This is a genomic window from Noviherbaspirillum saxi, from assembly GCF_003591035.1.
Classification (GTDB): Bacteria; Pseudomonadota; Gammaproteobacteria; order Burkholderiales; family Burkholderiaceae_D; genus Noviherbaspirillum; species Noviherbaspirillum saxi.
Window position 1 is genome coordinate 658020 of record NZ_QYUO01000001.1, and the last position, 25432, is coordinate 683451.

At 57.8% G+C, this 25432-nt stretch carries 21 protein-coding genes and 1 tRNA gene; 3 read left to right on the forward strand and 19 right to left on the reverse strand.

The features are described 5' to 3' along the window. Window positions 1–43 precede the first annotated feature (43 nt). The 18 genes from D3871_RS03255 to D3871_RS03345 all read right to left on the reverse strand — a co-directional run bounded on the left by D3871_RS03255 (window position 44) and on the right by D3871_RS03345 (window position 19959). Window positions 44–1498 carry a DUF3375 domain-containing protein gene (locus D3871_RS03255; protein WP_119767596.1) on the reverse strand — a complete coding sequence of 485 codons (1455 nt, stop codon included), beginning with the start codon at window positions 1496–1498 and terminating at the stop codon, window positions 44–46. Beyond that, entirely contained in the window at window positions 1495–2520 is a 1026-nt protein-coding gene (locus D3871_RS03260) for an SWIM zinc finger family protein (protein WP_119767597.1), read from the reverse strand. Before D3871_RS03260 ends, D3871_RS03255 begins: the two co-directional genes overlap by 4 nt. Window positions 2521–2558: 38 nt before the next feature. Continuing rightward, a complete protein-coding gene (locus D3871_RS03265) occupies window positions 2559–5300 on the reverse strand; it encodes a DEAD/DEAH box helicase (RefSeq protein ID WP_119767598.1) in 2742 nt (913 codons plus the stop codon). Window positions 5301–5579: 279 nt separating this feature from the next. Continuing rightward, window positions 5580–5933 carry a HepT-like ribonuclease domain-containing protein gene (locus tag D3871_RS03275; RefSeq protein WP_119767600.1) on the reverse strand — a complete coding sequence of 118 codons (354 nt, stop codon included), beginning with the start codon at window positions 5931–5933 and terminating at the stop codon, window positions 5580–5582. Continuing rightward, complete coding sequence (locus D3871_RS03280; protein WP_119767601.1) at window positions 5926–6216, reverse strand: nucleotidyltransferase family protein; 291 nt, start codon at window positions 6214–6216, stop codon at window positions 5926–5928. The genes D3871_RS03275 and D3871_RS03280 overlap by 8 nt, the downstream gene beginning before the upstream one ends. A gap of 596 nt (window positions 6217–6812) precedes the next feature. Next, window positions 6813–9218, reverse strand: a complete 2406-nt coding sequence (locus D3871_RS03285) for a TOTE conflict system archaeo-eukaryotic primase domain-containing protein (protein WP_119767602.1) — start codon at window positions 9216–9218, stop codon at window positions 6813–6815. After that, the gene (locus tag D3871_RS03290; RefSeq protein WP_119767603.1) at window positions 9206–10360 is read right to left on the reverse strand and encodes a hypothetical protein; all 1155 of its coding nucleotides are present in this window, start codon (window positions 10358–10360) and stop codon (window positions 9206–9208) included. Before D3871_RS03290 ends, D3871_RS03285 begins: the two co-directional genes overlap by 13 nt. 56 nt (window positions 10361–10416) lie before the next feature. After that, window positions 10417–10851, reverse strand: a complete 435-nt coding sequence (locus D3871_RS03295) for a hypothetical protein (RefSeq protein WP_119767604.1) — start codon at window positions 10849–10851, stop codon at window positions 10417–10419. 354 nt (window positions 10852–11205) lie between these two features. Continuing rightward, window positions 11206–11538, reverse strand: coding sequence for a phage integrase central domain-containing protein (locus tag D3871_RS03300; RefSeq protein WP_147376739.1), 333 nt, complete (start codon window positions 11536–11538; stop codon window positions 11206–11208). Window positions 11539–11707: 169 nt separating this feature from the next. Further along, entirely contained in the window at window positions 11708–12799 is a 1092-nt protein-coding gene (ychF, locus tag D3871_RS03305; protein WP_119767606.1) for a redox-regulated ATPase YchF, read from the reverse strand. Between the two features lie 64 nt (window positions 12800–12863). After that, on the reverse strand, window positions 12864–13943 hold the full coding sequence (locus tag D3871_RS03310) for a patatin-like phospholipase family protein (RefSeq protein ID WP_233575500.1): 1080 nt from the start codon (window positions 13941–13943) through the stop codon (window positions 12864–12866). A gap of 48 nt (window positions 13944–13991) precedes the next feature. Then, on the reverse strand, window positions 13992–14567 hold the full coding sequence (pth, locus tag D3871_RS03315) for an aminoacyl-tRNA hydrolase (RefSeq protein ID WP_119767608.1): 576 nt from the start codon (window positions 14565–14567) through the stop codon (window positions 13992–13994). Window positions 14568–14757: 190 nt separating this feature from the next. Then, window positions 14758–15372 carry a 50S ribosomal protein L25/general stress protein Ctc gene (locus D3871_RS03320; RefSeq protein WP_119767609.1) on the reverse strand — a complete coding sequence of 205 codons (615 nt, stop codon included), beginning with the start codon at window positions 15370–15372 and terminating at the stop codon, window positions 14758–14760. Between the two features lie 104 nt (window positions 15373–15476). Then, window positions 15477–16427 carry a ribose-phosphate pyrophosphokinase gene (locus D3871_RS03325; RefSeq protein ID WP_119767610.1) on the reverse strand — a complete coding sequence of 317 codons (951 nt, stop codon included), beginning with the start codon at window positions 16425–16427 and terminating at the stop codon, window positions 15477–15479. Window positions 16428–16529: 102 nt separating this feature from the next. After that, window positions 16530–16606 (reverse strand) — tRNA-Gln (locus tag D3871_RS03330). A 55-nt stretch (window positions 16607–16661) separates the two neighbouring features. Continuing rightward, complete coding sequence (gene ispE / locus D3871_RS03335) at window positions 16662–17528, reverse strand: 4-(cytidine 5'-diphospho)-2-C-methyl-D-erythritol kinase (RefSeq protein WP_119767611.1); 867 nt, start codon at window positions 17526–17528, stop codon at window positions 16662–16664. Further along, window positions 17513–18151, reverse strand: a complete 639-nt coding sequence (gene lolB, locus D3871_RS03340; protein WP_119767612.1) for a lipoprotein insertase outer membrane protein LolB — start codon at window positions 18149–18151, stop codon at window positions 17513–17515. Before lolB ends, ispE begins: the two co-directional genes overlap by 16 nt. Then, the gene (locus tag D3871_RS03345; RefSeq protein ID WP_199724721.1) at window positions 18148–19959 is read right to left on the reverse strand and encodes a tetratricopeptide repeat protein; all 1812 of its coding nucleotides are present in this window, start codon (window positions 19957–19959) and stop codon (window positions 18148–18150) included. Before D3871_RS03345 ends, lolB begins: the two co-directional genes overlap by 4 nt. A gap of 197 nt (window positions 19960–20156) precedes the next feature. On the opposite strand from D3871_RS03345, the gene mutM reads away from it, so the two are divergent. From mutM to mutY, 3 genes are read left to right on the forward strand one after another with little or no spacing between them, the layout of a single operon-like run. Then, complete coding sequence (mutM, locus tag D3871_RS03350; protein ID WP_119767614.1) at window positions 20157–20978, forward strand: bifunctional DNA-formamidopyrimidine glycosylase/DNA-(apurinic or apyrimidinic site) lyase; 822 nt, start codon at window positions 20157–20159, stop codon at window positions 20976–20978. A gap of 48 nt (window positions 20979–21026) precedes the next feature. Next, window positions 21027–22964, forward strand: coding sequence for a dynamin family protein (locus D3871_RS03355; RefSeq protein WP_119767615.1), 1938 nt, complete (start codon window positions 21027–21029; stop codon window positions 22962–22964). 12 nt (window positions 22965–22976) lie between these two features. Continuing rightward, entirely contained in the window at window positions 22977–24134 is a 1158-nt protein-coding gene (gene mutY / locus D3871_RS03360; protein ID WP_119767616.1) for an A/G-specific adenine glycosylase, read from the forward strand. A gap of 18 nt (window positions 24135–24152) precedes the next feature. Here the strand turns inward: mutY and D3871_RS03365 are convergent, their stop codons facing one another. Further along, window positions 24153–25238: a GGDEF domain-containing protein gene (locus tag D3871_RS03365; protein WP_233575501.1), complete on the reverse strand. Its 1086-nt coding sequence runs from the start codon at window positions 25236–25238 to the stop codon at window positions 24153–24155. Window positions 25239–25432: the final 194 nt, after the last annotated feature.

Below are 25432 nucleotides of genomic sequence, written 5' to 3' on the forward strand. Positions count from 1 at the left end.
CCTGTTCCTTTGATCCCTGTTCCTTTGATTCCTCTTTGATTCCTTATTTCACGAAGATCACGCGCGGCAGTTGCGCCTGCTTCATGCGCTCGCCGCTGCTCGTGCCACGGTCTTGCCAGACAATGGTGTCGCTTGTTTCTTCATCCACCAATGTCTTGAAATCCTCTCCCGTCAGCTGCAGGTAAGCAATCAGTTCCGCCAATCCCTGTTCCAGCGGACGCGCCTGGCACAGCTCGCGCAAACTGACCTGGCTGTGCTGCTGCAGCGAATGACGGACATGGCGCAATAATGCGGTCTTGTCGATCATCACCTGCGAAAACAGTGCGGCGGCATCGACATCGGTATCGCCCGCTGCCAGCGCGGCGTCGGCAATTAGCGGCTTGAGCGGCGGCGTGTAGAGCGGCCGCTCCATCGGCAATTCGACATCGACGGCGGTATCGGCGATTTCCATGATCGCACCGGCAGGCGGCATCTGTCGCAAGGCCAGCGCCTTGCTCTCGATGCCATGCAGGATATCCATGATGCGCCGGTTTTCCAGCCAGGCCTGATCGTCCAGGAAGCGGCGCATCTGCTGCGATAACAGCGCGACCGTGCGCTGGGTGTGTTCGCCGGCTTCCAGCCAGTCGTAATGGATGCGCCGCAAGCGAGCGTCAGGCGTTAACTCGGCCACGGGCGGCAGCGCCAGCACCCGTTCCAGCAAGGCCGTCAATTCTTCTTGCCGGCGGTTGGACATCAAAAAGTCCCAGAACGCGCGAAAGCTTTTTCCCTGGTCCGAATCGGCAATCGCATCGCGCTCGCCCGTGATTTGCTCAAGCAATGCGCCTTTGCTTCCTTCCCAAAGCGTAATACGTTCGCGCACCCGCCGGTCCAGTCCGCGGAAGTTGTGTTCGACTTCGCGAAAATCAGCCAGCAGCTCGCGCGCCAGAGCGATGAACTGCTGAAAGCGATCCTTCAATGCGGCATCGTCCAGCAAGGAAATATCACCCGCCAGAATGCGTGCCATCTCGTCATCGATTTCATCACGTCTTTTTTGCAGTTCCGCAATGCGGGTTTGCGGATCGGACTCGCTGCCTTCGCTCATCTGCCTGAGCAGGTCGAACAGTGTCAGCAGTCGCGACTCGGTGCCGACGAAGGCGCGCGCGGTCAGTGTGTCCAACCAGGCAATCGCCTTTTCGGTGGCGGGAGTCAGGTCGAACTGCGGCTCATCCGAACCTTGCCGGTAGAACTTGCGCAGCCAGCCGCGTTCGTTGGCAGTCCAGTCATTCAGGTAGTCGAGCGCGGACTTGGGAAAGGCATCCCGGCCCAGGCGTTCGCGCAGGCCGAACAATTCATCTTCCAGTGCTTCGGCCAGATCCGCCTGCGCGATTTCGCGCCTATTCGGCGCGATGAAGACGCGATGCAGGAAACTGGCCACCAGCGGCGCATGGTCGGAGCGCAGCAGACGCCAGGCAGGATGATTCTGGCGCAGCAATTCCAGGGTGGCGTAATCCAGATTCATGCGCGTTTCTGTTTTTGTTTGCCTTGCTTTTGCTTGTCTGATTCCATGCGCCGTTGCAGATAGGCGTCGATACGCTTGGGGGTTTCTTTCGTGGCGAGATAGACGCCGCGTTGTCCCGAATGCAGCAGTACGCCCGAGGCAAGCCAGCTTTGCACCATATGGCGCGGGATGCCGCGTGCGCTCAGATCGCTGGCGGTAAGGGTTTTTGCGGCCTTGCGGCGTGTTGTCGGCTTTGCCTTGGCGGCCGGAACGCTCTTGGCCGGCGATGCGGGTTTCGGTACGGCTGGCGCAGCCTGCGGAACCGGGGTTTCACCCAGTTCGATACCAAATAGCGCGGAGAGATCGGTATCCTGCAGTGGCTGGTGTCCACCGGTCTCCGATATCGGCAGGCTGCCCGCCTGACTAATCAGTTGTTGCGGATCTACCTGGCGCAACAAAAACAGCAGTTCCGGCTGATGGTCGAAACGGGCTCCGACACCGTACAGCACGGCAGCGACATGCTTGCACATCCACGCGGAATCGGGGCAGCTGCAACGAAAGCTGATCTGTTCCGACGCAGGAAACAGGCCGTTATCACTGCGCGTGACCACTTCCATCACGGCATCGGACAAGCGACCTTGCAATAATTCGACCAGTGAAGCAACCTTGCCCGCGCATTCCTTGAGGATGGCTTGCCAGAGCTTGTCCTTCAGCGCATGCACCTTGATTTCTACCTGATAGACGTCGGAGCCGGCAACCAGGGCAGTGATCTTGCCGTTTTCGATCTGCAGGTCGACCACAGAGCCATTGCGCACATAAGTCCGTCCACGCGGCAGCCGACTGGCATAGTCGCTATAGGTTTCCAGATGGACGCACCACTGTTTGCCCCAAAAGGTACGCGCAATGGTGCGTCCTTCGATGACGACCGGCGTGCAGATTCGGCCTTTTTTCTTGAGCGACGCGACCGCGCGCTCGGCCTGGCGCTTGCGTTCCGCCACTGGCACATAAGGCGGCCACCCGCCGTAGAAAAAGTCGCTTGCCATGGTTCATCCTCCTTCTGCATCGCACCGGCATGGGCGCATCATTTCTCATCCATCGCGCGCTTGAGATCGAGCGATACCAACTGCAGCAACTCGTCGTTACCCATTTCAGAGAGCAGCATTTCTGTACCGCCCTCCAGAATCTCATTCGATAACCCCAGTTTAGCCTCGATCAGCGCGTCTATTTTTTCTTCGACGGTGCCGCGGCAAATGAACTTGTGCACCAGGACATTTTTTTTCTGTCCGATGCGATAGGCACGGTCGGTTGCCTGATTCTCGACTGCCGGGTTCCACCAGCGATCGAAATGGATGACGTGCGAGGCCGCCGTCAGGTTGAGGCCGGTACCGCCAGCCTTGATAGAAAGCACGAAAAAGGGTGGTCCGTCTTCTCTCTGAAAGCTATCGACCAAGGTCTTGCGCGCCTTCACCGGCGTCGCGCCGTGCAGCACCAGTCCCGGTTGTCCATAGATACTGTGCAAGAACTCGGCGAGCGGCGCGGTCATTTCCTGGAATTGGGTAAACACCAGAAACTTTTCCTGGCGTGCTGCGATTTCCTCAATGATTTCCCGCAGGCGGGCAAACTTGCCGCTGTCGTCGCCGGCGTAGCGCCCATCTCCCAGCCATTGCGAAGGGTGATTACAGATCTGCTTCAGGCGCATCAGGAAGGCGAGCACCGCGCCGCGCCGCTGTATCCCGTCGAGGGTGGCGAGCTGGCTGGCAAAGGTGTCGATGGACTCCTGATACAGGCGTGCCTGTGACCGGCTCAGCGAACAATAGGCCTTGACTTCGGTCTTGTCGGGCAGATCGGCAATGATGCGCTTGTCGCTTTTCAGACGCCGCAAGATATAGGGTTGCACCAGCTTGCGCAGCGGCGCATAGCCGGTCTGCTCATCTTCCGCCATGCGCTTGGCAAGACGGCTGAATGCCTTGTCGGAACCGAGCAGGCCCGGGCAAATGAAATCGAACAGCGACCACAAATCGCCCAGCCGGTTTTCCACCGGTGTACCGGTCAATGCCAGCCGCACCCGGCTCTTGAGTGCTTTCACCGCGCGCGTCTGTTTCGTCCCCGGGTTCTTGATCGCCTGTGCTTCATCCAGCACTGTGAGCGACCATTGCGTTTGCGCGATCCATGGCAAGCGCAGCAGGCTGCCGTAACTAGTGATGACGACATCGATATCGGCCAGGCGCTCGGCCGGCAGCGAGGCGAGCTCTTTGGCCGGTATCGCCGATGGATGCGCGACGAGCAGGCGCAGGCTCGGTGCAAAGCGCGCGATCTCCGTCTGCCAGTTGGCGATGAGGGAGGCGGGCACCACCAATAGATGCGGACCGGGATCGGCGGCTTGCTTTGCCATCAGCAAAAGCGCCAGCACCTGCACGGTTTTGCCCAGTCCCATGTCGTCGGCCAGGCAGCCGCCCAAGCCAAGCTGATTCAGCCACCACAACCAGCGCACGCCGTCCTGCTGATAAGGCCGCAGCTGTGCTTTCATTTCCGGTATGGCAGACTCTTCACCCTGTGGATGACGCAAGCCGTCCAGTACTTCCTGCAACCAGTCGCCGGCCGTGACGCCGGACCATTCCGCCACTGATGCCGAAAGCACATCCTTGTCGCCGCTTTCCAACGCAGTACCCGCCAACAGGCGCATGCCCTGGAGAAACGTGATTTCGCCGCCGGCTGCACCGCGCTGCACTTTTTTCCAATGTGCCAGTACTGCGTCGAGTTTGGCCCGATCGACTTCGACCCACCGTCCTTTCAAGCGCACGAGGCCATCGCCGGCGGTCAGCAATTGCTTCCACTCCGCTTCCGTCAATTGTTCATCGCCGAGCGAGACCGAGATGCTGAAATCCATCAGCGCATCCATCCCCAATCCGCTGGCCCGGTTGCCGATATTGACTTTCACTTGCGGACGCGGCGGCTGATGCGGTTTCCACCAGTCCGGAATGCGTACCACGATGCCGCTGGCTTCGAATATGGGAATGTTTTGCAGGAAGCGATGGGCGTCGCCCGGTGTCCATGCGATGGGATGAAATATTGCGCCGGATTCGACCAGCGATTTCAGCCATGGACTTTGCTCGGATGCGCGCTGCACCGGCAGCAACAGCGCCAGTAGTGCCTCTCGATTGGCTGCGCCGGCGTATTCCTGCAGCGCGCGTCCCAGCGGCAAATGCTGCGCACGTGCCTGTTGCGACACATTTGCCACATAGGTGGCGAGAAAGGCGAATGGCGTATCTTCGCTGGCCTTGTTTTCCGCCAGATGAAAACACACGCGGCCAACCATGTTCCAGCTCGGATGCTTTTGTGCGAGCCAGCGCTGCACATCTTCGCCTGCTGCGGCGATTTCTTCGCGCAAAGTCGTGTGCAGCTCGACCCACAGCGCTTCCAGCCGTACGAGATCGAGGTATTCGGCGCCCGTCATAGGCGGCATACGCGCGGCCAGCTGTTCCAGCTCGGCAAGCGGTGGCGCGATATGCACAGTCTGCCATTGCTGCGCCAGATCCGGCAATGCGCAAAGACGAACCATGAACAGGTGAGCAAGTTCGCGACCGAAGACGAGCGAAGGTGTCAGCGTACTGGCAAGCTCGCTCGCCCCTAGATGCAACAGGCCGCTGCCGGCGCTACGTTCGAAGGCTTTGCGAATACGCGTTGTGGTGCTGGGAGCAAGCTGCTCCGAATCCGAGGGAAGAATGTCCAGATGGACTCGCCCCGCAGGCGAAATGGCGAGTGCGAGAGAAACACCCGTAGTATTTTGCCGCGATAACGACGCGTCGAAATTGGCTTCAGTCATGAGATGCGGAATTCCAGGCGTGCTTGATCGCTACTTCTACCATAGCCCAGCCTCGACCAGACGGCGGACAGTGCCCCGCGTTTGACATGGCGCGCCATGACCGCTTCGTCAAATCTTCATGCGGCACTTGAAGGGGAAGTCGGCAGCTGCACCAATTGTATTCATTGACGAACCTCGTCGCCGTAATCGTCGCCCGTGAAGAGCGGGAACGGCATTCGACCACTTCGTTACGGGTAAGCGGCCGGTCGATGGCAACGAATTTGTAATATTGGTACTCGCTCACTGATGCTGTTCTTTAAGATTTCGCAGTTCGAGCAGCAATGCGGGAATGTCGTCTCGGATGATGCTCCACAAGGTGTCGTTATCGATGCCAAGATATCCGTGGATCAGCCGGTTGCGTGTGGCAATGATGAGCCGCCATGGAACCTGCGGATTCGCTGTACGTACGACATCCGGAATATGCGTTGCCGCCTCGCCGGTCAGTTCAAGATTACGCACCGTGGCGTCATAATTCAGGCTGCTGGCAACGAAACTTGCCTGGTCGAAACCATCGGTATAAGCGATTACTTTCTCGACGAACTCGGTCATGTCGTCGAGATAAAACCGCCATTCTCGTTGCGAGGACTCAGACATGCACCGCCTCTCGTTCAATAAACGGACGCAACTCGGCGCGTAGCGCTTTATCGGTTACCAGATCGACCGCGCAGCCGAACAGGTCTTCGAGATAGAACTGGACGCCAAAGTAGCGTGCCGATGTTGCTGGACCGTCGAAGGCAACCAGGACGTCAATGTCGCTACCCGCCTTTGCCGCGTCGCGTGCGGTTGAGCCAAACAGGGCCAGGTCCGTCACCCCGTAACGCGCAGCCAAAATTGATTTGCTCTGAGCGAGTAATTTAAGGGCTTGTGAACGATTCATTGCAGCGTCCTCTTAAACGGGGTGTTTTGTCCAGCAATGTGCTGGCGCGGTTAGTACCTATGATTCGGTATTGTCATCATTGTAAATGATGACTCTGATGTCCTTATCCGTGATCAATTGCGAATCTACAGCGCATGCCACGCTCAGTCACGGTCTTTAGGTGCTCGTTGATTGTCAGCACTTTTACCTGGCGCGTATGGAGGTATTTTCCATATCATTACCCTTTTAGTTCCGGCATTACCCTATTTCAGACTGCGCCGGAAAATCGCATCACGAAAGATCCAAATACCCGGCGCCTGCGCTTTGCCATGCTCGTCGCGTGCTTCGGTCAGCGTAAGGCGTTTGCCATCGCTTTTGAGTGGAATCACCTGGAATGGTAAGCCGCCGTCAACAAAAAGCCCGTAAATACGGGGCTTTCGAGGTTGTTTGATGTGTGATGGAACGTCGTGAAACGATGCCTTTGGGCTAGACGTTGAACAGGAATTCGCGGCTGCAGGGCGCACCAGTACGGGGTTTCGTCATTTGATGGCGCATTCTGTACCCGCGTTGGTAATTACACCACGCTATTGTAACCGCTGCTTTCGGTAAGGTTTCGCCTATAGGTTCAACTGTCCGGAAAGGTCGCACATCCGATAGCCCATCGCCCGATACCCGCGTTGACGCTTGTCCCACATACGCAACAGCGCCGGATGCCTGGCATCAACAAAATCGATGATTCGCACGTCGGTCTTGGTCGCGTGCTCCCGGTGCAAACGCCCGGCATATTGTTGGAGCGTGCCTTTCCACGAGATCGGCATCGCCAGGACCAAGGTGTCGAGCGGTGGATGGTCGAAGCCTTCGCCGACCAGCTTGCCGGTAGATAGCAGCACACGCGGCGCATCGGGTGGCAAAGCTTCGAGTTCGCCGATCAGGTGATTGCGCTGCTTTTTCGTCATCCGGCCATGCAGCGTGAAAAGATTTCCGACCCGTCCTGCCAGCGCTGCGCCAATCGCTTCCAAGTGGTCGGTTCGTTCGGTCAAGACAAGTATCTTTCGTCTCTGGCTGAAACAATCCTTGATCTCGGCTGCAATCGCCTCTGTGCGGCCGGTATCGCTTGCCACTTGCCGGAAAACGTCCTGAATGCCGGCCTCGGCGGGCACGTCGATCCGGGTGGTGAGCATACGCGGCACGATAGCCAAGTCATGCGGTGCGCTGTCCGACTTGGCCGCGGTGTGCCGGATCGGTCCGCATTGCATGAAAATGATAGGCTGCTGTCCGTCGCGGCGGATTGGCGTAGCGGTCAGGCCCAGCACGTACTTGGCCTTGGCGCTCTTGAGTATCTTCTCGAACGAGAATGCCGAGAGGTGATGGCATTCGTCCACGATGATGTGTCCGTAATTCTCGACCAGTTCACTGACCTCGCCTTGCCGCGAAAGAGACTGCATTACCGCGATGTCGATCTTGCCGGTCGGCCTGGCCTTGCCTCCGCCGATGGCGCCGACGATGCCTTTGCCGACGCCGAGAAAGGATTGAAGGCGCTCCTGCCATTGCTTGAGCAATTCGGTGCGGTGTACCAGTACCAAGGTATTGATGCCGCGACGTGCAATCAGCGCAGCGGCGGTGACCGTTTTTCCGAACGCGGTCGGAGCACATAGCACGCCGGTGTCAAACTCCAACATCCTGGCTACTGCATCTTCCTGATCCATGCGCAGCGTACCGGCGAAGGCCGCATCCAGCGGCTGACCCGGAAAACGCTGATCATTCAAATCCAGGCGGATGCCGTTATCGCGCAGCAGTTCCTTGACCACCTCCAGGCAGCCGCGCGGCAACGCGATGTGCCTGGGATAGTTTTCGGCGCAGCCGATGACGCGCACTTTGTCCCAGGTCGACAAACGCATCGCCTGTGCTTTGTAAAACTCCGGGTTCTGGAACGCGGCTAGCCGGATCAGCCGATTGGCCAATGGCTGCGGGAGATGCGCCTTCTCGACATAGATCATGTTTGCCAGCGTTACGGTAAGCGCCTTGGGCATCTCGCCCGACAACTTCTTCGGCATGGAAGTCACACGCTTCCAAGGCTCTTGCTGATCCTCGTCCGCGATGAACGTCACGTCCAACGGATGGGCGCCGCCGGTCGCAATCAAAATCGCAGTCTCAATAGCCTGCACGGACATTGGCGAAAGGGATGCCAGGTAAGACCATTGATCGGGATACGGCTTGAAATCGTCATCCACGAACACGCTGCAGCCATTCTCGCGCGGCTTCTTTTGCAGCGGCAAAGCGATCAGATTGCCGAACCCACCTTTCGGCATGGTGTCCTGGTTGGGGAGCAGCCGGTCGTAGGAGGCGAGCTTCAATTGCCGTGTGCGGGCACAGGTGTGGCTGATGATCGCGGTGCCCAGTCGGCGGGCATCCCGTGCCGGGAGACTGGATGCGAAGAAAATCCACGCATGCGCCCCGTTGCCGGAGCGCGAAACTTCCAGTGCCACCGGCACGCTCAATTCACGGCACGACTGCGCAAAGGCTCGTGCATCGTCTCGCCAATCGGCCTCGTCAAAGTCCACTGCCAAAAAGTGGCAGCTATCGTCGGGTAGCAGTGGATAGACGCCGATGGTGTGCTCGCCGGCGAGGTGGTCGTAGATGATGGCGTCGGAGAGCGGAATCAGCAGCCGGTTGCCGCAATCGGAACACTTGATGCGTGGCTTCTCGCAAACACTCGCCCGCCATTCATTGGCGCAGGCCGGCGCATAACCCGACTTGCCGGCCTTGCTCTCCCAGCGAATGGGATAAACATCGGTACGGCCACGGAACAGACGGCGAAAGAGGGCGATCTTTTCTTCCGGGCTCAGCCGGGATGGGTCCGGCTCAATCGATACCGGCGGGACTGGTGCTGGCTTCGGCAGCCGCCAATCGATGCCGTGCGTGTTCAGCAGAGCGACAAGGCGTGCGTTCTCGGCGTGCAGTTTTTCGCAGTCGGGGCATCGTGATGCGGAAAGCCGCCCGTGTTTGATCGCTATTTCTCCCATAACCCAGCCTCGACCAGACGGCGAACCAGCGCTCCGCGCTTGGCATGGCGTACCATGAAGCGGCGCAAGGCTTGATCGAATGCGTTCCGGTCCGAAGCAAGAGCATAGGCGTCGGCGAGATCGACAATGGCGCGTTTTGCTTCGTCATAGCCGGAAGCCGTGCCGCGTTCCGCATGGTCGTCGATCGCCTTCCAGTGCCGATCGAAATCGGCGGCCAGCGTCAGGAGATAGGCCTCGCGTTGCTTGCGGCGCTCGGCTTCCTGCCGGACGTGCTCTTCCTCTTCGCGTTTCAGGCGAAGCGTTTTCGCTTCCTCGGCAAGCGCGCGCAATTCGGCCACCTTGTGTGGTTTGGCGGACGATGATTCTCGCGATCCGCTTTCCTTTAGCCAGGCGAGAAATTCTGACTTCACTCTGCGCTCGGCCTGGTGCGACGCGCCTTGCAACAGCAGGTTGAAGACAGTTTCTATCTCATTCCTGCGCAGTTCCGCCACCCAGACTTCGACACTGTCATCATCGTGCCAGTAGTCTTCGATCTTCTGGCTTCCTGCAGTCGCAGCGACCATCAGGTCGGGATCAATTTCCAGAAATTCCACCAGCGCTTGCTGCGCAGCCGAAAGCTGCGCCATACCCGGCGGTACGTCGGGTTCGACGGCATTGTTAGTGACTTCACCGGCGCTGACGCCGGCCAGCCAGCCAAGATAGAGCGGGCGCAGGTCCCCGCGCAGCAATTCGTCGCGCAGCGGCATCAGGCGCCCCATCCAGCCTTGACCGGTTTCCATGCCGAAGCGGTCATAATCCTGACCTTCGTCCAGTGACCAGCTGATGATCCAGTGGGCGCCCGAATTATCGATCATCAGTGCATATTGTGTCGCAAACCGCTTCAATTCGGCTTCGTCGAATGCCTCATGCGGTAGTCGCAGGGACAGTCGGCAACTGCACCAATTGGCCGTGTAGACGAAGGCATCGAAATAGCTCCGCATCCAGTCTGCCGGATCAGCCTTCAAGTCGCCCCAGTTATATTCGTTGACGAAACTCGTCGCCGTGATCGTCGCCCGCGAAGAGCGGGAGCGGAGTTCGGCCATTTCGTTGCGGGTTAGCGGCCGGTCGATGGCAACGAATTCGTAGTATTGGTATTCGCTCATGTGGTTTTTATTTCTGCCTGATGGCTCCTGGAACAAAGCAGCCACCTTAACCAATATCAATCGCCGTTTCCATTTATCGGCAATGTATAAGCCTGCAGCGCATGGTTCGGCGACTCCGGATAGAGAAACGCTAATTGCCCCGTCTGAACCATTTCGGTCAAGTGTTTGTTGCGGAGGTATTTCAGGTCTTTGTGCAACAAGGTGGCAAGCTCCTCTCCGCGCAGCGGTTGCCACCTGCACAGGTGGCGGATAAGTTGCCGTAAACCTACACCGTCCAAGCGCTGGCCGGGATTAGGCAACCGTGCGGCGAGCTCGGGTGGTAAGTCCGGCAAGGCTCGCTTACCACCTTGATTGGACTGCTTACCACCTTCCTCGCTTTGGTTACCACCTTCCAGTGGAAGTTTCCCCTGTTCGGGATGAAGATCAACGCTGGCCTGCGGCGATGACAATGTGTAATAGGTACGGCTCCCCGCTCCTTGCTTTTCCAGCAAACTGCGGTCCCGTAGTCGACGCAACAGGCTGCTCGCCTGCAAGGTATCGAGCTCTGAAAAATAGCGGCACGCGGTGTTGTCTACCGCCCCTGTTTCCCGCGCATAAATCAGCGCCTTGGCCTCATCGCCGGAAAGCGTTTCCCCTGCCAGCGCCTTGAGCCAGGTATAGTCTTCTTCAGTAAGCAGATGGTGTAGAAACAGCGCAGCTTGGTGAGGTAGTCGGGCGTTAGGGAATGCATGATTTGCCAGTGGTCAAATAATGGGGTAATCCTAACGCACATAGGGGTATTTTTCTAATCATTACCTCCTTTAATTCGGACATTATCCTATTTCAGACTATGCCGAAAAATCGCCTCACGAATGATCAACATACCCGGCGCCCGACGATAGCCGATTCCATTCGCACTCCATCAGCCAAAGTAGAAACGCCGCCTCTTTGGATCGCCCCCGAACACTGGTCGCGTTCAGTACATCCAGGGCATGGACAAGCGTCATCCGCTTGACCGGCAATCCCCCGATCTTCGGGAAAACGACCCGTTGCAGCATGTTCAGGCGCGGGGCCTTCGTGACTTCTTCCCAGTCCTTTAGCGCTAGCCATTCGCGGTCCATGGCCTCGAACGTTGTTGCACTGTCGTGTTCCAGGTAAAGCCCTTGCCATCGGTGAGCTCGTAGGGTTTGTTTTTGCAATTAGCGGTGCGGCATTGCAAATCGGTCAGCATGGCGGGCCTTCGTTTCATACCCGTTTTTGGATGGTCACAAGGACCGGCAAGACACCGCCATCAACAAAAAGCCCCGTAAATACGGGGCTTTCGAGAGTTTTATGTTTTATGGAACGTTATGAGGCAACGGATGTGGGCTAGACGTTGAACAGGAAATTCAGCACATCGCCATCCTTGACGATATATTCCTTGCCTTCGGCGCGCATCTTGCCGGCTTCCTTCGCGCCCTGTTCGCCCTTGTACGAAATAAAATCCTCGAACGTGATGGTTTGCGCGCGGATGAAGCCGCGTTCGAAGTCGGTGTGGATCACCCCGGCTGCCTGCGGTGCGGTTGCGCCGACCTGCACGGTCCAGGCGCGCACTTCCTTCACGCCAGCGGTGAAATAGGTTTGCAGTCCAAGCAACTTGAAGCCGGCGCGGATCAGACGGTCCAGGCCGGGTTCTTCCATGCCCATGTCGGCCAGGAATTCTCCTTTGTCCGCATCGTCCAGGTCCGCGATTTCTGCTTCGATCGCCGCGCAGATTGCGACGATAGGCGCATTCTGTTCCTGTGCATACGCGCTTAACTGGTCGAGCAGGGGATTATTGGTGAAGCCGGTATCGGATACGTTGGCGACATACATGGCAGGCTTGGCGGTGATCAGGCAGAGCGACTTGATGATCGCCATTTCTTCGGCGTCCAGGCCCATTGCGCGTACCGGCTTCGCATCGTTCAGCTGGGGCATGATGCGCTCCAGCAGTTCGACTAATTTGGCGGCTTCCTTGTCGCCCGAACGTGCCTTCTTGTTTTCACGATGGATCGCTTTTTCGACCGTGCCCATGTCGGCCAACGCGAGTTCGGTCTGGATCACGGCGATATCGTCGAGCGGGCTGACCTTGCCTGCGACGTGGATCACGTTGGGGTCTTCGAAGCAGCGCACCACGTTGACGATGGCGTCGGTTTCGCGGATGTGGGCAAGAAATTGATTGCCCAGACCTTCGCCCTTGGATGCACCCGCGACCAGACCAGCGATGTCAACGAACTCGACAACTGCCGGTACGATGCGCTCCGGCTTTACGATGTCGGAAAGCTGCGTGAGGCGGGGATCGGGTACTTCAACGATGCCGACGTTCGGCTCGATCGTGCAGAAGGGGTAGTTTTCCGCCGCGATGCCCGCTTTGGTCAGCGCATTGAACAGGGTGGATTTGCCGACGTTAGGCAGGCCGACGATGCCGCATTTGAGACTCATGGTGTACTTCGCTTTGCCAAGTGTATGAATTAACCCGCTATTTTACCGTAGCAAGGAGACCGGTTCAGATTGGCCGGATGAGATCGAGGTTCGGTTTTTCGACAAATGCCGCCAGTGCATCGCGCAAGCGCTCACCTTCGGTGATTGCCCGCTTCCAGGCATGAATGCGTGCCGCGTTGTCCAAACCGTAATAATGAAAATCCTTGCGGTCCGGTAGTTTGCGTCGCGGTAAGACATCGAGAAATGCGCGCGAGGGCGATAGCAGAATCACATTGTCCAGCCATTCGCGCTGCGGGCCGATGTGCGCGCGGCGCCAGGGCAGCGATTTGTCGAGCCAGCCCGGCACGATGCTGTCGCCAAAATGCGGGTAGAGCACCAGCCCGCTCGTCGGGCTGGCGGCGATGCGGGAATAGGGCAGGGCGAGGTGGTAGTCGATCAGACCGCCGTCCCAGTATGTGCCTGCAGGGGCTTTCGAAATTTTGCGTACCGGTTCCATCGTGAACGGCAGCGTGCCGGATGCAAGAAGCGCAGTCCCCAGGTTATCGGCCGTGAGGGTGGCGAACTGGGTATCGAAGGCATCGAATTTTTTCCTCAGCCAGGATGATGGCTCTCGCTGGTCGCCGACCACGACGCGCGCAAGGTGGGAAGCCAGCTGCGACCGCGATACCAGATTACCAAGTACTGCCAGTCCAAAGCCGGTACCGACCGCCGCATTCCGTGTCGGCGCTTTCAGCAGGCCAAGGCCACGCGATATCAGAATATTGAGACGGTAATGAAGATGCGTAGTGACTTCATGCTCATGTCCACTGATGACCCCATCGAGGACATTGCGGCAGGTGTCGGACACATAACGCGCCGACGGGCGGCGCGGATAGCTTTGCTCGCAGTACCGGTCGCCCAGCCGCTGAAATGCCGACACCGGGTCCGCGAGGCAGGCGGCTGCCATCCTCCATGCACCTATTGAAGCGCCGATCAGCGTGCGTTCGCGCGGCGCGGAAGGCAGCCAGCTGCCGAACATCCATTGATCGAGTTTTTGCAGGATCAGTCCCTTGGGTCCACCTGCCGCGCCGGGAACGATCGCAATGTCCTGCGCACGCAAACCGTGCGTGCGCAAATGAGCCAGCGCCTTTGGGCCTGCGTGCATGGTGAGCGCATTCATCGTTTGAATGTGGTGGTGTTGAGCAGGGCGATTTTATTTTGCGGAATGCAGCTTCATCATTGCCGCTTCGAACTTGCCTTCGCATAGCGTGGGGATGACTTCGATGCTCTTGTCGATTGCTTCATCGATAAGAAGCTGTTCTTCCTTGCGCGGGCGATGCAATACGTAGTCGACAACCGCTTGTTGCAGGCTCATGGAACGCGGATGGCCGATGCCGATGCGCAGGCGCCAGTAATCCTGTGTGCCCAGTGCGGAGCTGATGTCTTTCAAGCCATTATGACCGCCCGACGATCCACCTTTTTTTATCTTGGCAGCACCTGGTGGCAAATCGAGTTCATCGTGGATGACCAGCACTTCGTCCGGTGCAATCTTGAAAAAGCGTGCCAGAGCACCTACCGACTGGCCGGAACGGTTCATGTAGGTTTGCGGTTCAAGCAGCCAGACTTCCTGGCCGGCGATATTGGTCTTTGCCGCCAGGGCGTTATAGCGGGATTCGCGCACCAGACGGTTACCGGCAAGTCTGTCGACCAGCCAAAAACCGGCATTGTGGCGCGTCTGCTCGTATTCGGGCCCGGGATTGCCCAGACCGACAATGAGGCGAATGGACATGCTGTCGCTTTGCGTATGCCAACGCTACGGGGCAATGGCATAGGAGAAAAATATAAAAGAACCTGATTATCGAGGAAGTTGCATGGCAACGTCCAATCAGGGCGGGCTGCAACGAGAAGCGGGGCATCCAGCAAAATAAAACCCCGCCACATGGGCGGGGTTGGAATGCCGTAAAACCGGTAAATCCGGATTACTTCTTCTCTGCGTCGCCTTCTGCGGCAGCTGCGTCGTCAGCCGAAACCTGACCAGCCGGAACGCTTGCAATAGCGATAGTCGGGTTGTCCTGGCCGTGCAGCACTGCGGACACGCCTTTCGGCAGATTGATGTCGGACAGGTGGATCGATGCGCCGGCTTCCACTTTCGACAGATCGACTTCAACGAATTCCGGCAGATCGGACGGCAGGCAGGATACGTCCAGGTCGTTCATCACGTGGCTGATGATTGCGCCACCCAGCTTGACGGCCGGCGAGATTTCAGCGTTCACGAAGTGCAGCGGCACCTTGACGTGGATCTTCTGGTTTTGGTCAACGCGCTGGAAGTCAGCGTGCAATACCAACTGCTTGTAAGCGTGCATCTGGAAATCGCGCAGCAGGACTTTTTCGACCTTGCCTTCAACGTCCATGTCGAGGATCGACGAATGGAATGCTTCTTTCTTCAGCGCGTGGTACAGCGCATTGTGATCGAGAGCGATGGCGACCGGTGCAGCCTTGCCACCATAGATGATGCCTGGTGTCTGGCCAGCATTGCGCAGGCGGCGGCTCGCTCCGGACCCCTGCTCACTGCGTGGGAATGCGATAACTTTCATGGTAAAGCTCCAGTAATTGCAAGGTGTCTGCCTTGCGTTGCCGTCTCCCGCGACCAGGAGACGTAAAGACCTCTTCTCGGTGAGAAGAGGGAAAACCGTAAATCTTAATCGATGAACAAGGAGCTGACGGAGTCACCCTTGGTGATGCGCTTGAAGGTTTCTGCCAGCAATTCTGCCGCTGTGAGCTGGCGGATCTTCGGGCAGGCCCGCGCTGCTGCTGTCAGAGGGATCGTGTCGGTCACGACCAGTTCATCCAGCGGCGATGTCGCAATGCGTTCGATCGCCGGTCCCGACAGCACCGCGTGAGTACAGTAGGCAACCACTTTCTTCGCGCCGCGTTCTTTCAATACTTCCGCTGCCTTGGTCAAGGTGCCTGCGGTATCGACCATGTCGTCCATGATCACGCAGTTGCGGCCTTCGACTTCACCGATGATGTGCATGACTTCGGACACATTGGCTTTCGGACGGCGCTTGTCGATGATCGCGAGGTCGCAGTTCAGGCGCTTGGCCAGTGCGCGTGCGCGCACCACGCCGCCTACGTCAGGAGAAACAACCAGCAGGTCGTCGTAATTCTTTTCGACCAGGTCGGACAGCAGGATCGGCGATGCATAGATATTGTCGACCGGGATGTCGAAGAAACCCTGGATCTGGTCTGCATGCAGATCCATGATCAGCACGCGCTCAACGCCGGCCTGTTGCAGCATGTTGGCGATCACCTTGGCGGAAATCGCCACCCGCGCGGAGCGCGGGCGCCTGTCTTGGCGGGCATAACCGAAATAGGGAATGGCAGCGGTGATGCGACCTGCCGATGCGCGCTTGAGTGCATCGACCATCAGCATGATTTCCATCAGGCTGTCATTGGTCGGGGCGCAGGTCGATTGCAATACGAAAACGTCCTTGCCGCGAACGTTTTCGTTGATTTCCACCATTACTTCACCGTCGGAAAACTTCGACACGACAGCCTTGCCAAGCGGGATTCCGAGTTGCTTGGCCACGCCTGCGGCCAGCTCCGGGTTGGCGTTGCCGGTAAAGACCATCAGGTTTTCGAGCGCCATGGGGACACCTAGATGAATAAACGGGTTAACAATTTGAAAAGCCGCCAAGGCTTTGACATGTCGTCTTGCGCTGGCGGCTTATAAGTTTCTTCTTTGTTTTAATGGCAGGGGAAGAAGGATTCGAACCTTCGAATGCCGGAATCAAAATCCGGTGCCTTGACCAACTTGGCGACTCCCCTACACAACCGGTTGTTCGATATTGCCATTATCTGCAACATCAAACGAATTCTTGACTTACGAGCCTAGCAAATTCGAGAGCGGGTGACGCTCGATCGACTTGGCTTTCCATGCTTTCCAATTCCTGGATCCGGTACTGCGTACAGCTTGCAATACTTGCTCGGCTTCGTGTTCCTGAAAAAACGCACAGAACACACATGCACCCGAACCGGTCATCCTGGCATCTCCAAACTGCCGCAGCCATTTCAAGGCTTCGGCAATCGGCGGAAACAGCCTTGTTGCCACGACTTGCAGGTCGTTCTTTCCGAAGCCGGTGGATGCCTCAGGAAAGTCCGTTATTCTGACGGGTTTCGTATCCCTTGTCAATTCCGGATCAGAAAATATCGCGGCAGTCGGTGCCGCGACGCCGGGTTCGATCACAACATACCAGCACTCCGGAGTGGCTAGCGGAGCCAGCGCTTCTCCTACACCTTCGGCAAACGCGTTTTGTCCAAAAATAAAGAATGGCACATCGGCACCAAGTTGCAGTCCCAGTTGCATCAGCTCGGTGCGGTCAAAACCGGTTTGCCACAGATGATTGAGGACAATGAGGGTCGTTGCTGCATCGGAAGAGCCGCCGCCCAAGCCGCCGCCCATGGGCAGACGCTTGTCGATGGCGATATCCGCGCCTAGACGGGTGCTGCTTTTCGCTTGCAGCAGTCGAGCGGCACGCACGATCAGATCCGATGCCTCCGGTACGCCATCGACTTCGGTGGTGCGTCGTATACGGCCGTCGTCGCGCGTGGAGAAATGCAGCATGTCGCCATGATCCAGCAACTGGAAAGCCGTCTGCAGCAAATGGTAGCCGTCTGCGCGGCGCCCGGTGACATGCAGGAACAGATTGAGCTTGGCCGGCGCTGGGCAGTTGTTCAGTGTTCTTGCCATGTGTCGATCACGATGCGAATGGAAACGTCGCCTGCCTGTTCGGTGGATCGCGCGAGGTCAATGCGGCGCGGAAGGCTTTGCGGCGAAGCCTCGTCTTGCCAGTTTGCATAGCGAATGCGCCAGCCTTCGCGCGTCGTGATGTCACTGTTGCGAGGCGTTGCAACGAAGTGCTGGCCCGATCCATCCAGGCCGAAACCTTGCAGCCACTGGCGCATGCCCGATACCGGAAGCGGCCACCCCAATGCTTCCGCCGTCAGGGTGTCGACATCGGATGCAGTTCGCACCGCTTGGCCGGCCTGCGTCAGTTTGGCGCCTTGAGCAGTCACGTCGATGACCGCGACGGTCTGACCTAGCGGGGAAAGCAGTGTCACAGTTGTTCGTGCCGGAGACTGCGCCCAGGTAAAGCTGCCATGCAGGGCTTCTTCCCGGCGTTCGCCCTGATAGCGCACGGACAGGCGGCCTGCCAGATCAAGCTTGTCCTGGAATGTGCGCAACGGCGCTGCCACAGTCGCCGAAATCTCTGGTCCGGTGGTCGACGCCGGCGGCACAAGGCTTGCGCAACCCGCAGCCAGCACCGAAAGCGCCGCAGCTGCTGTGCGGCGCCCTATATGCCAGCGCATCATAGGTTGACGTTGAGCCGGGCCAGCGTGCTCTTGAGGGTATCGTTTTGCGGGTCCTTGGTCTGGGCGTCGCGCCATAATTTCTGCGCATCGTCTTTCTGGCCTTTTACCCATAGCACTTCGCCAAGATGCGCAGCGATTTCCACGTCCGGTCTCAGCTCATAGGCGCGGCGCAGGGAGGCTTCGGCATCCTTCAACTTTCCAAGCCGAAATTGAATCCATCCCATGCTATCCATGATGAAAGGATCATCGGGAGCAAGCTTGAGCGCTTTTTCTATCAGGACATATGCCTCGTCGAGCCGGATATTGCGCTCGGCCAGCGAATAGCCCAGTGCGTTGTAGGCATGATGATTCGACGGTGCAAGCTGCATGATCTTGCGCAGCGCGGTTTCCATGACTTCCCACTGACTGCTCTTCTCGGCAATCATTGCGTAGTCATACAGCAGGTCGGTATTGTCGGGAAATTTCTTGAGGCCGGTCTTGAGCACATCCAGCGCATCCGGCAAACGGTTCGCATCGCGCAGCAGTTGGGCTTCGGCCAGCACCATTTGCGATTGTTCGCGTTCGCCATTGACCGGAGTTTCGTGCAAGACCTTGCGCGCGCCGATAAGGTCGCCGCGCTTGGCGATCACTTGCGCACGCTTGACCTGTGCATTCAGGTAATTTTCGCCGGGTTCGATTTGCGACAGCCATTTCAGCACGGCTTCCCCGTCCTTGCGTTCTTCGGCAATCTGCGCAAGGAGCAGCAAGGCTTGCGACGGATCACGCTCTTCATCCGGGTTTGCCGCCAGGACATTGAGGTAAGTAGTCAGGTGCTTTTCCGCTGCGGGCAATTCATTGGCCTGCACTTCCAGGACGCCAAGCGCATACAGCGCGGTCAGATCCTGCGGTTGTTCTTTTAACAGTGCCTCGAACTGCGCGCGGGCGGCAGTGTATTTCTTGTCTTCGACCAGTGTGCGTGCATATGCCAGGCGCACTTCACGTGCCTTCGGATTCTTGGCAATGAAGTCTGCAATGATACGGTTGGCTTCGGCTTTGTCCGGGGTGACTTGCGCCAGGGCCAGTACCGCGATTTCAGAATCCGGTTTCGCCTTCAATGCCAGTTGCGCTTCCCGTCTTGCCCGTTCATTGTCGCCGGCTGCAAAGGCGCCTTGCGCCAAAGCCAGATGCGATTCTGTCATGTCCAGATAGGGCGCCAGCACCTGCTCCAGCAATGTGAATGCTGCAGCCTTGTCCTTGGCGCGCGCCAGCAGGCGCTGCATCTGAAAAGCGAGCAGGCCGCGCGTCTGCGGACGCGCTTCCTGCATGCGTTGTTCGAGAATGGGTTTGGCTTCCGCCAGATTGTCGCTAAGGATGACGAAGCTCAGGTAGTATTGAGCCGCTTCCTCGGAATTCGGTGCCAGGCTGCGCCATAGACGTACCGCGCTCAGAGCTTCGTCGGCCTGTTTGGCGCTGAGAGCAATTTCAGCAGCACGCTTGGCGAGGCGTGGATCGCGCGTCTGCTGTGCGGCGGATAGTGTGGTGACGTATGCGCTCTGCCAGTCGCCACGCTGGAGTGCGATTTCCGAGGTCAGGAGCTTGTACAGGAGTTCCTCGGTCAACGCCACGGACGGCAACGCGTCTTCTTCTTTCTGGTCGGCAGATGCCGACACGGGGCGGCGTGCAATTGCGCCTGGATTGCCAGCCGTTTTGTTATCGGCGGTAACGGTTGCCGGTGCGCCGGAGCCTGATTGTGGCATTGGCTGCGGGCCGACTGCCGCGCAGGCTGACAACACAAGAGGCAGCGTTACAATAAGAAGAGTGTTTTTCAAAGGGTATTCCCGGCTAATCAAGCAAAGTTAATTCTACGCCCAACGGTGCAGCATTGCAGTATCAGCACCGGTGATGCCGAAGCGAAAAGACGGCCAACCGCCAGCATTGGTCAAGGTCTGCCGCCCCAGAACTGAGTGCAGTCATATCATGCTTGTTCCGAGATAAATTTGTCCTTCTGCAAAGAGTACGTTCCACAATGCCTGAATTACCCGAAGTAGAGGTTACCCGGCGCGGCGTTGCGCCCCATCTCGAGGGCCGTATCGTTACCGGGGTTAGCTTGCGTCATACCGGCTTGCGCTGGCCGTTCCCGGCAAATCTCGGTCAGCTTCTGGCCGGGCGCCGCATCATCAACACCGGCCGTCGCGGAAAATACCTGCTGATCGGCTTCGAGCACGGTACGCTGATCGTCCATCTTGGCATGTCAGGGCATTTGCGTATCCTGCCGCAATCGACGCCGGCACAGAAGCACGATCACTTCGACCTCGAAGTCGGCGACCAGTTGCTGCGCATGACCGATCCGCGGCGATTTGGTGCGGTACTCTGGCATGGCCACGACGAAGGATTGATTGACGAACATATACTACTGCGCGGACTCGGCGTAGAGCCGTTGGACGATGCCTTCAACGCACTACTGCTTTACCGTGGAACTCGCAAACGCAGGTCGGCCATCAAGCAAGTGTTGCTTGCTGGAGACATTGTGGTCGGCGTAGGAAATATCTATGCGTCGGAAAGCCTGTTCAAGGCCGGCATCAATCCCAAGGTGGCTGCCGACCGCATCGGATTGGCGCGTTACGAAAAGCTCGCGACAGCAATCAGGGAAACGCTGGCTGCCGCCATAGAGCAGGGCGGCAGCACTCTGCGCGATTTCATGGCGGCCGATGGCCAGCCTGGTTATTTCCAGCAAAGCTATTTTGTCTATGATCGCGCCGGACTACCCTGCCGCGTTTGCGGCGGCGAAGTGCGGCAATTGAAGCAAGGCCAGCGTTCCACCTTTTATTGCCCAAATTGTCAAAAGTAAGAACGGGTGCTAGATTCGCAAATACAACTCAGTTGAATTGGGGAAACCGTGAGTAATCTCGTACAAAAGTTCCAGGAATACAGCCGCTGGCGCAACGACGTGCTGGCTGCACTGGAACGCTATCGCACCTGCGTCGGCGCGTCGGACTTGGCGGATGCCGCCAGCGATCAGCGTTTTTCGCGCCTGCAGACGAGGCTCACTGATGACAAGCTGTCAATAGCTTTCGTGGCCGAATTTTCCCGCGGCAAATCCGAACTGATCAATGCGATCTTTTTTGCCGATTACGGCCAGCGCATTCTTCCTTCCTCGGCCGGTCGCACAACGATGTGTCCGACCGAGTTACTGTACGACGAAACCTTCCCGCCCTCCATCCGTCTGCTGCCTATCGAGACCCGCGCCGAAGCCGCATCGACCAGCGATTTCAAGGAACAGAGCCATGTCTGGACCGTGCTGCCGCTCGATATTTCTTCCGGCGAAGGCATGCTGGAAGCATTCAAGCAGGTCAGCCTGACCAAGCGCGTATCCATCGACGAAGCCAAGCGTTACGGCTTGTATCAGGAAGATGACCCGGATGCGGCGCTGTCGGTGGATCAGGATGGCCTGGTCGAGATTTCGCAATGGCGCCATGCGATCGTCAATTTTCCGCATCCCTTGCTCAAGCAAGGCCTGGTGATCATCGACACCCCTGGTCTCAATGCGATCGGTACCGAACCGGAACTGACGCTGAACCTGATTCCGAACGCGCATGCGGTGCTATTCATTCTGGCTGCCGATACCGGTGTCACCAAGAGCGATATCGATGTCTGGCGCGACCATATCGGCGCCGGGCCGGCCCGCATGGTGGTATTGAACAAGATCGACAGCATGTGGGACGAGCTGCGGTCGGCAGCCGAGGTTGAGCAGCAGATCGTCAAGCAGGTCGCAACCGTAGCGCAAACGCTGAACCTGGATGCGCGGCAGGTGTTTCCGATTTCGGCACAAAAAGGCTTGGTCGGCAAAGTCAACCGCGACAGTGAACTGCTTGCCAAGAGCCGCTTGCCGGCGCTGGAAACGGCACTGTCCGAAGAACTCATTCCAAGCAAACAGCAAATCGTGCGCAGTCAGTTGCTGACCGAGGTCAACGAGCTGACAGCGGCCAAACAGGCGCTGCTGTCTGCGCGTTCGCGTAATGTGGTCGAGCAGTTGGTGGAACTGAAAAGCCTGCGCGGCAAGAACCAGAACATCATCGAACACATGATGAAGCGGGTCGACCTTGAAAAGAAGGAGTTCGACGGCAGTCTGCTGAAGCTGCAAGGAACGCGTGCGGTATTCACCCGCTTGTCGACCGAGGTGTTTACCAGCCTGGGTATGGATATTCTGAAGGAAGATATCGTCCGTACCCGCGATGCGATGGGAAAAAGCAAGTTTTCCATCGGTCTGCGCGCAGCAGTGAAGGATTTCTTTGCACAAATCCAGAAAAATCTCGCGACTTCAGGCGGCAAGACAGAAGAAATCACGGAAATGATGACCGTCATGTACCGAAAGTTTTCGACCGAACATGGACTCGCATTGTCGTCTCCGATGCCGTTTTCGCTTGAAAAATACCGCAAGGAGATCGAATTGATCGAAGGCGTTTATCACAAGCAGTTTGGCACAGCGACGCTGATGACGACGCCGCAAGTCGTTTTGATGACCAAGTTCTTCGACTCGATCGCGTCCCGGGTCAAGCAAAGCTTTTTGCAGGCCAACCGCGATGTCGAGGCATGGTTGAAAGTCGTGATGGCGCCGCTCGAAGCGCAGATCTGGGAACACAAGTCCCAATTAAAAAAGCGCAAGCAGTCGATCGAGCGAATTCATATGGCAACCGAAAGCCTCGAAGAAAAGCTGGAAGTGCTGGGAATAATGCAGGGCGACCTCGAACAACAAAAACATGCATTGCTGCAGCTCGAGGCGGAACTCAAGGATGCCATCGAAGCAAAGCTGGCTGCATTGAAAGCCGCCGCATAAGGCCAGAATCACATGAAGCAGGTTGTCGGGGCGTGCTCTGCCCCTGCCGGCGGTACGGGCAAGAGCGTCGCAGCGGGTCTGGCCGACCCGGGTTTTTCCGAAGCGGTCATCCGTTGGCAAAAGCAGCATGGACGCCATGCGCTGCCCTGGCAAAACACACGGGATGCCTATCGCATCTGGCTATCCGAGATCATGCTGCAGCAGACCCAGGTCGCGGCCGTGATTCCGTATTACCAGCGCTTTCTCAATCGATTTCCCGACGTGCGGTCGCTTGCGGCCGCGCCGTCCGAAGATGTCATGTCGCACTGGAGCGGCCTCGGCTATTACACCCGTGCCCGTAACCTGCACCGCTGCGCACAGCGCGTGGTTGAACAATATAACGGCGCTTTTCCTTCCGATCCTGGCCTGCTCGCGGAGTTGCCGGGCATCGGCCGTTCCACCGCTGCCGCGATCAGCGCATTTGCGTATGGTACGCGCGCAGCTATCCTCGATGGCAATGTCAAACGGGTGTTTTGCCGTGTCTTCGGCGTTGAAGGCTATCCGGGCGCCAAGCCGGTCGAAGACCTGCTATGGAAAAGGGCAGTGGCCTTGCTGCCGCAAGACGGCGTGGAATCCTATACCCAAGGCTTGATGGACTTGGGTGCGACGCTATGCACACGAAGCCGGCCCGCTTGCGAACGCTGTCCGTTGGCCGATCGTTGCGTTGCGCGCGCCACCGGGCGCACTCACCTTCTTCCGGAGCGCAAGCCGAAAAAGGCTGTTCCCGAAAAAAGCACGACGATGATGATCGTGGCGGACGCCGACCATGTATTGCTTGAACAGCGGCCGGACAGCGGCATATGGGGTGGGTTGCTGACCTTGCCTGAAATTTCGGTACTTGAGCCTGCCGATCTGGCAAGCGGCGAAATCGAAGCGGCGCTTTACACTGCAGCGGAGCCCTATGGGATTTTCGATACGTATGAACGGCTACAGCCGTTTACGCACGTGTTCACGCATTTCAAGCTGCATGTACTGCCGTATCAGGTATGCCTGACGAAGCGAAATGCATTTGCCGGGCAGGGAAACCATGTGTGGTATGCGATCGCGCGGCTTGCCGACGCACCCTTGCCGGCACCGGTAAAAAAGCTGCTGCTTGCCGTTTTTCGCGAGCCGGATCTGCTTTCGCGGTAGGTGACGGCACCCTACAGCTTATTCGGAACTTACCCATTCGACGCGATTGCGGCCCAGTTGCTTGGCCTGGTACAGAGCGGCATCCGCCCGCGCAATCAGATCGGTAATCTTTTCGCCATTACGGTACTGGGCCACGCCGATCGACAGCGAGATGTGTTTCTGCGCGAGGATCTTTTGAAAGTCGAGGAAATGCGCATAGACGCGCAGCCTTTCGGCATGCATCACTGCGCCTTTCAGATCGGTGTCCGGGAGAATTTGCAGGAATTCATCGCCGCCATAGCGGCCCAGCACGTCGGTGTCGCGGATACTGTCGCGCGCCGTTTTGGCGAACTCTTTCAGGATCGTGTCGCCGGTGAGATGTCCATTGTTATCGTTGATTTCCTTGAAACGGTCGATATCGATAAGGCAGATCGTGAACGGTATCGATGAGGTATCGGCCTGAAGTTTGACCTGCTCCAGCTCGGTTTGCAGCTGTCTCCTGTTGTACAGGCCGGTCAGTTCATCGCGCGCTGATTTTTCTTCGTAGTGTTCGAGTTGATAGCGCGTGGCACGCAGCAATTGCCGCAGATTTTGTATCTGCTTGCCGACCAGGATCATGCCGGGCAGCGTCAGGGCCAGCACGCACCATTGCACCAGGTCAGCGCGAAACGCATCGACAAAACCTTCAGCCTGGCCGCGCAATACAATAATGGCAAGATAAGAACTAAGGCAGCCGAAAGACAAACCGATCAGCGAGCCCGTGGACAAGCGGAAGATACCGAATGAAAAGGCGATCAGGATAAACGGCACCAGCGCAATCTGCGTGGCGCGTTCGAGATAAGCGACGATCAGCATGATCAGCAGCGAGGTCACAAGCTGCGGCAACATCAGGCTCGGTTCCTCGAAGCGCAGATTCAGACCCAGGCGGAACACGCTGTAGAACAGCACGACAAACCCGAGGACGACTGCGGCGACGCTGATGAAGGTCTGACCGCTGATGAAGCCCTGTCGGTAAAAAATATACAAGCTCAGCGCGTACAGCAGCGAGATCAGGCTGATCGGCGAGATCTGTGGGATACGCACGGGTTGCGTATTCTTTCTGCGGTTGATGGACTCTGTCCGCATGGTGTCGCGTGCGTCATCCAATAGCATAGGGTTAGCGCTCAAGATGGTGCCAGGTGGTGCCGGGTAGGCGGATTAAACAGGGAGATGGTGCAAAGGCGAGCTGACCCTGCATTTATCCTATGAATGCAAGTTCACGATTTTGCGCAGTAACAAACCGGTGGTAGAAAACGGCGATTGGCCAGAAGTGATATCGG

Bases quoted from the DNA above. Each gene is read 5' to 3' on its own strand.
- D3871_RS03255 (WP_119767596.1), bottom strand. From the start codon at position 1,498: ATGAATCTGGATTACGCCACCCTGGAATTGCTGCGCCAGAATCATCCT.
- D3871_RS03260 (WP_119767597.1), bottom strand. From the start codon at position 2,520: ATGGCAAGCGACTTTTTCTACGGCGGGTGGCCGCCTTATGTGCCAGTG.
- D3871_RS03265 (WP_119767598.1), bottom strand. From the start codon at position 5,300: ATGACTGAAGCCAATTTCGACGCGTCGTTATCGCGGCAAAATACTACG.
- D3871_RS03275 (WP_119767600.1), bottom strand. From the start codon at position 5,933: ATGTCTGAGTCCTCGCAACGAGAATGGCGGTTTTATCTCGACGACATG.
- D3871_RS03280 (WP_119767601.1), bottom strand. From the start codon at position 6,216: ATGAATCGTTCACAAGCCCTTAAATTACTCGCTCAGAGCAAATCAATT.
- D3871_RS03285 (WP_119767602.1), bottom strand. From the start codon at position 9,218: ATGGGAGAAATAGCGATCAAACACGGGCGGCTTTCCGCATCACGATGC.
- D3871_RS03290 (WP_119767603.1), bottom strand. From the start codon at position 10,360: ATGAGCGAATACCAATACTACGAATTCGTTGCCATCGACCGGCCGCTA.
- ychF (WP_119767606.1), bottom strand. From the start codon at position 12,799: ATGAGTCTCAAATGCGGCATCGTCGGCCTGCCTAACGTCGGCAAATCC.
- D3871_RS03310 (WP_233575500.1), bottom strand. From the start codon at position 13,943: ATGCACGCAGGCCCAAAGGCGCTGGCTCATTTGCGCACGCACGGTTTG.
- pth (WP_119767608.1), bottom strand. From the start codon at position 14,567: ATGTCCATTCGCCTCATTGTCGGTCTGGGCAATCCCGGGCCCGAATAC.
- D3871_RS03320 (WP_119767609.1), bottom strand. From the start codon at position 15,372: ATGAAAGTTATCGCATTCCCACGCAGTGAGCAGGGGTCCGGAGCGAGC.
- D3871_RS03325 (WP_119767610.1), bottom strand. From the start codon at position 16,427: ATGGCGCTCGAAAACCTGATGGTCTTTACCGGCAACGCCAACCCGGAG.
- ispE (WP_119767611.1), bottom strand. From the start codon at position 17,528: ATGGCAAGAACACTGAACAACTGCCCAGCGCCGGCCAAGCTCAATCTG.
- lolB (WP_119767612.1), bottom strand. From the start codon at position 18,151: ATGATGCGCTGGCATATAGGGCGCCGCACAGCAGCTGCGGCGCTTTCG.
- mutM (WP_119767614.1), top strand. From the start codon at position 20,157: ATGCCTGAATTACCCGAAGTAGAGGTTACCCGGCGCGGCGTTGCGCCC.
- mutY (WP_119767616.1), top strand. From the start codon at position 22,977: ATGAAGCAGGTTGTCGGGGCGTGCTCTGCCCCTGCCGGCGGTACGGGC.
- D3871_RS03365 (WP_233575501.1), bottom strand. From the start codon at position 25,238: ATGCGGACAGAGTCCATCAACCGCAGAAAGAATACGCAACCCGTGCGT.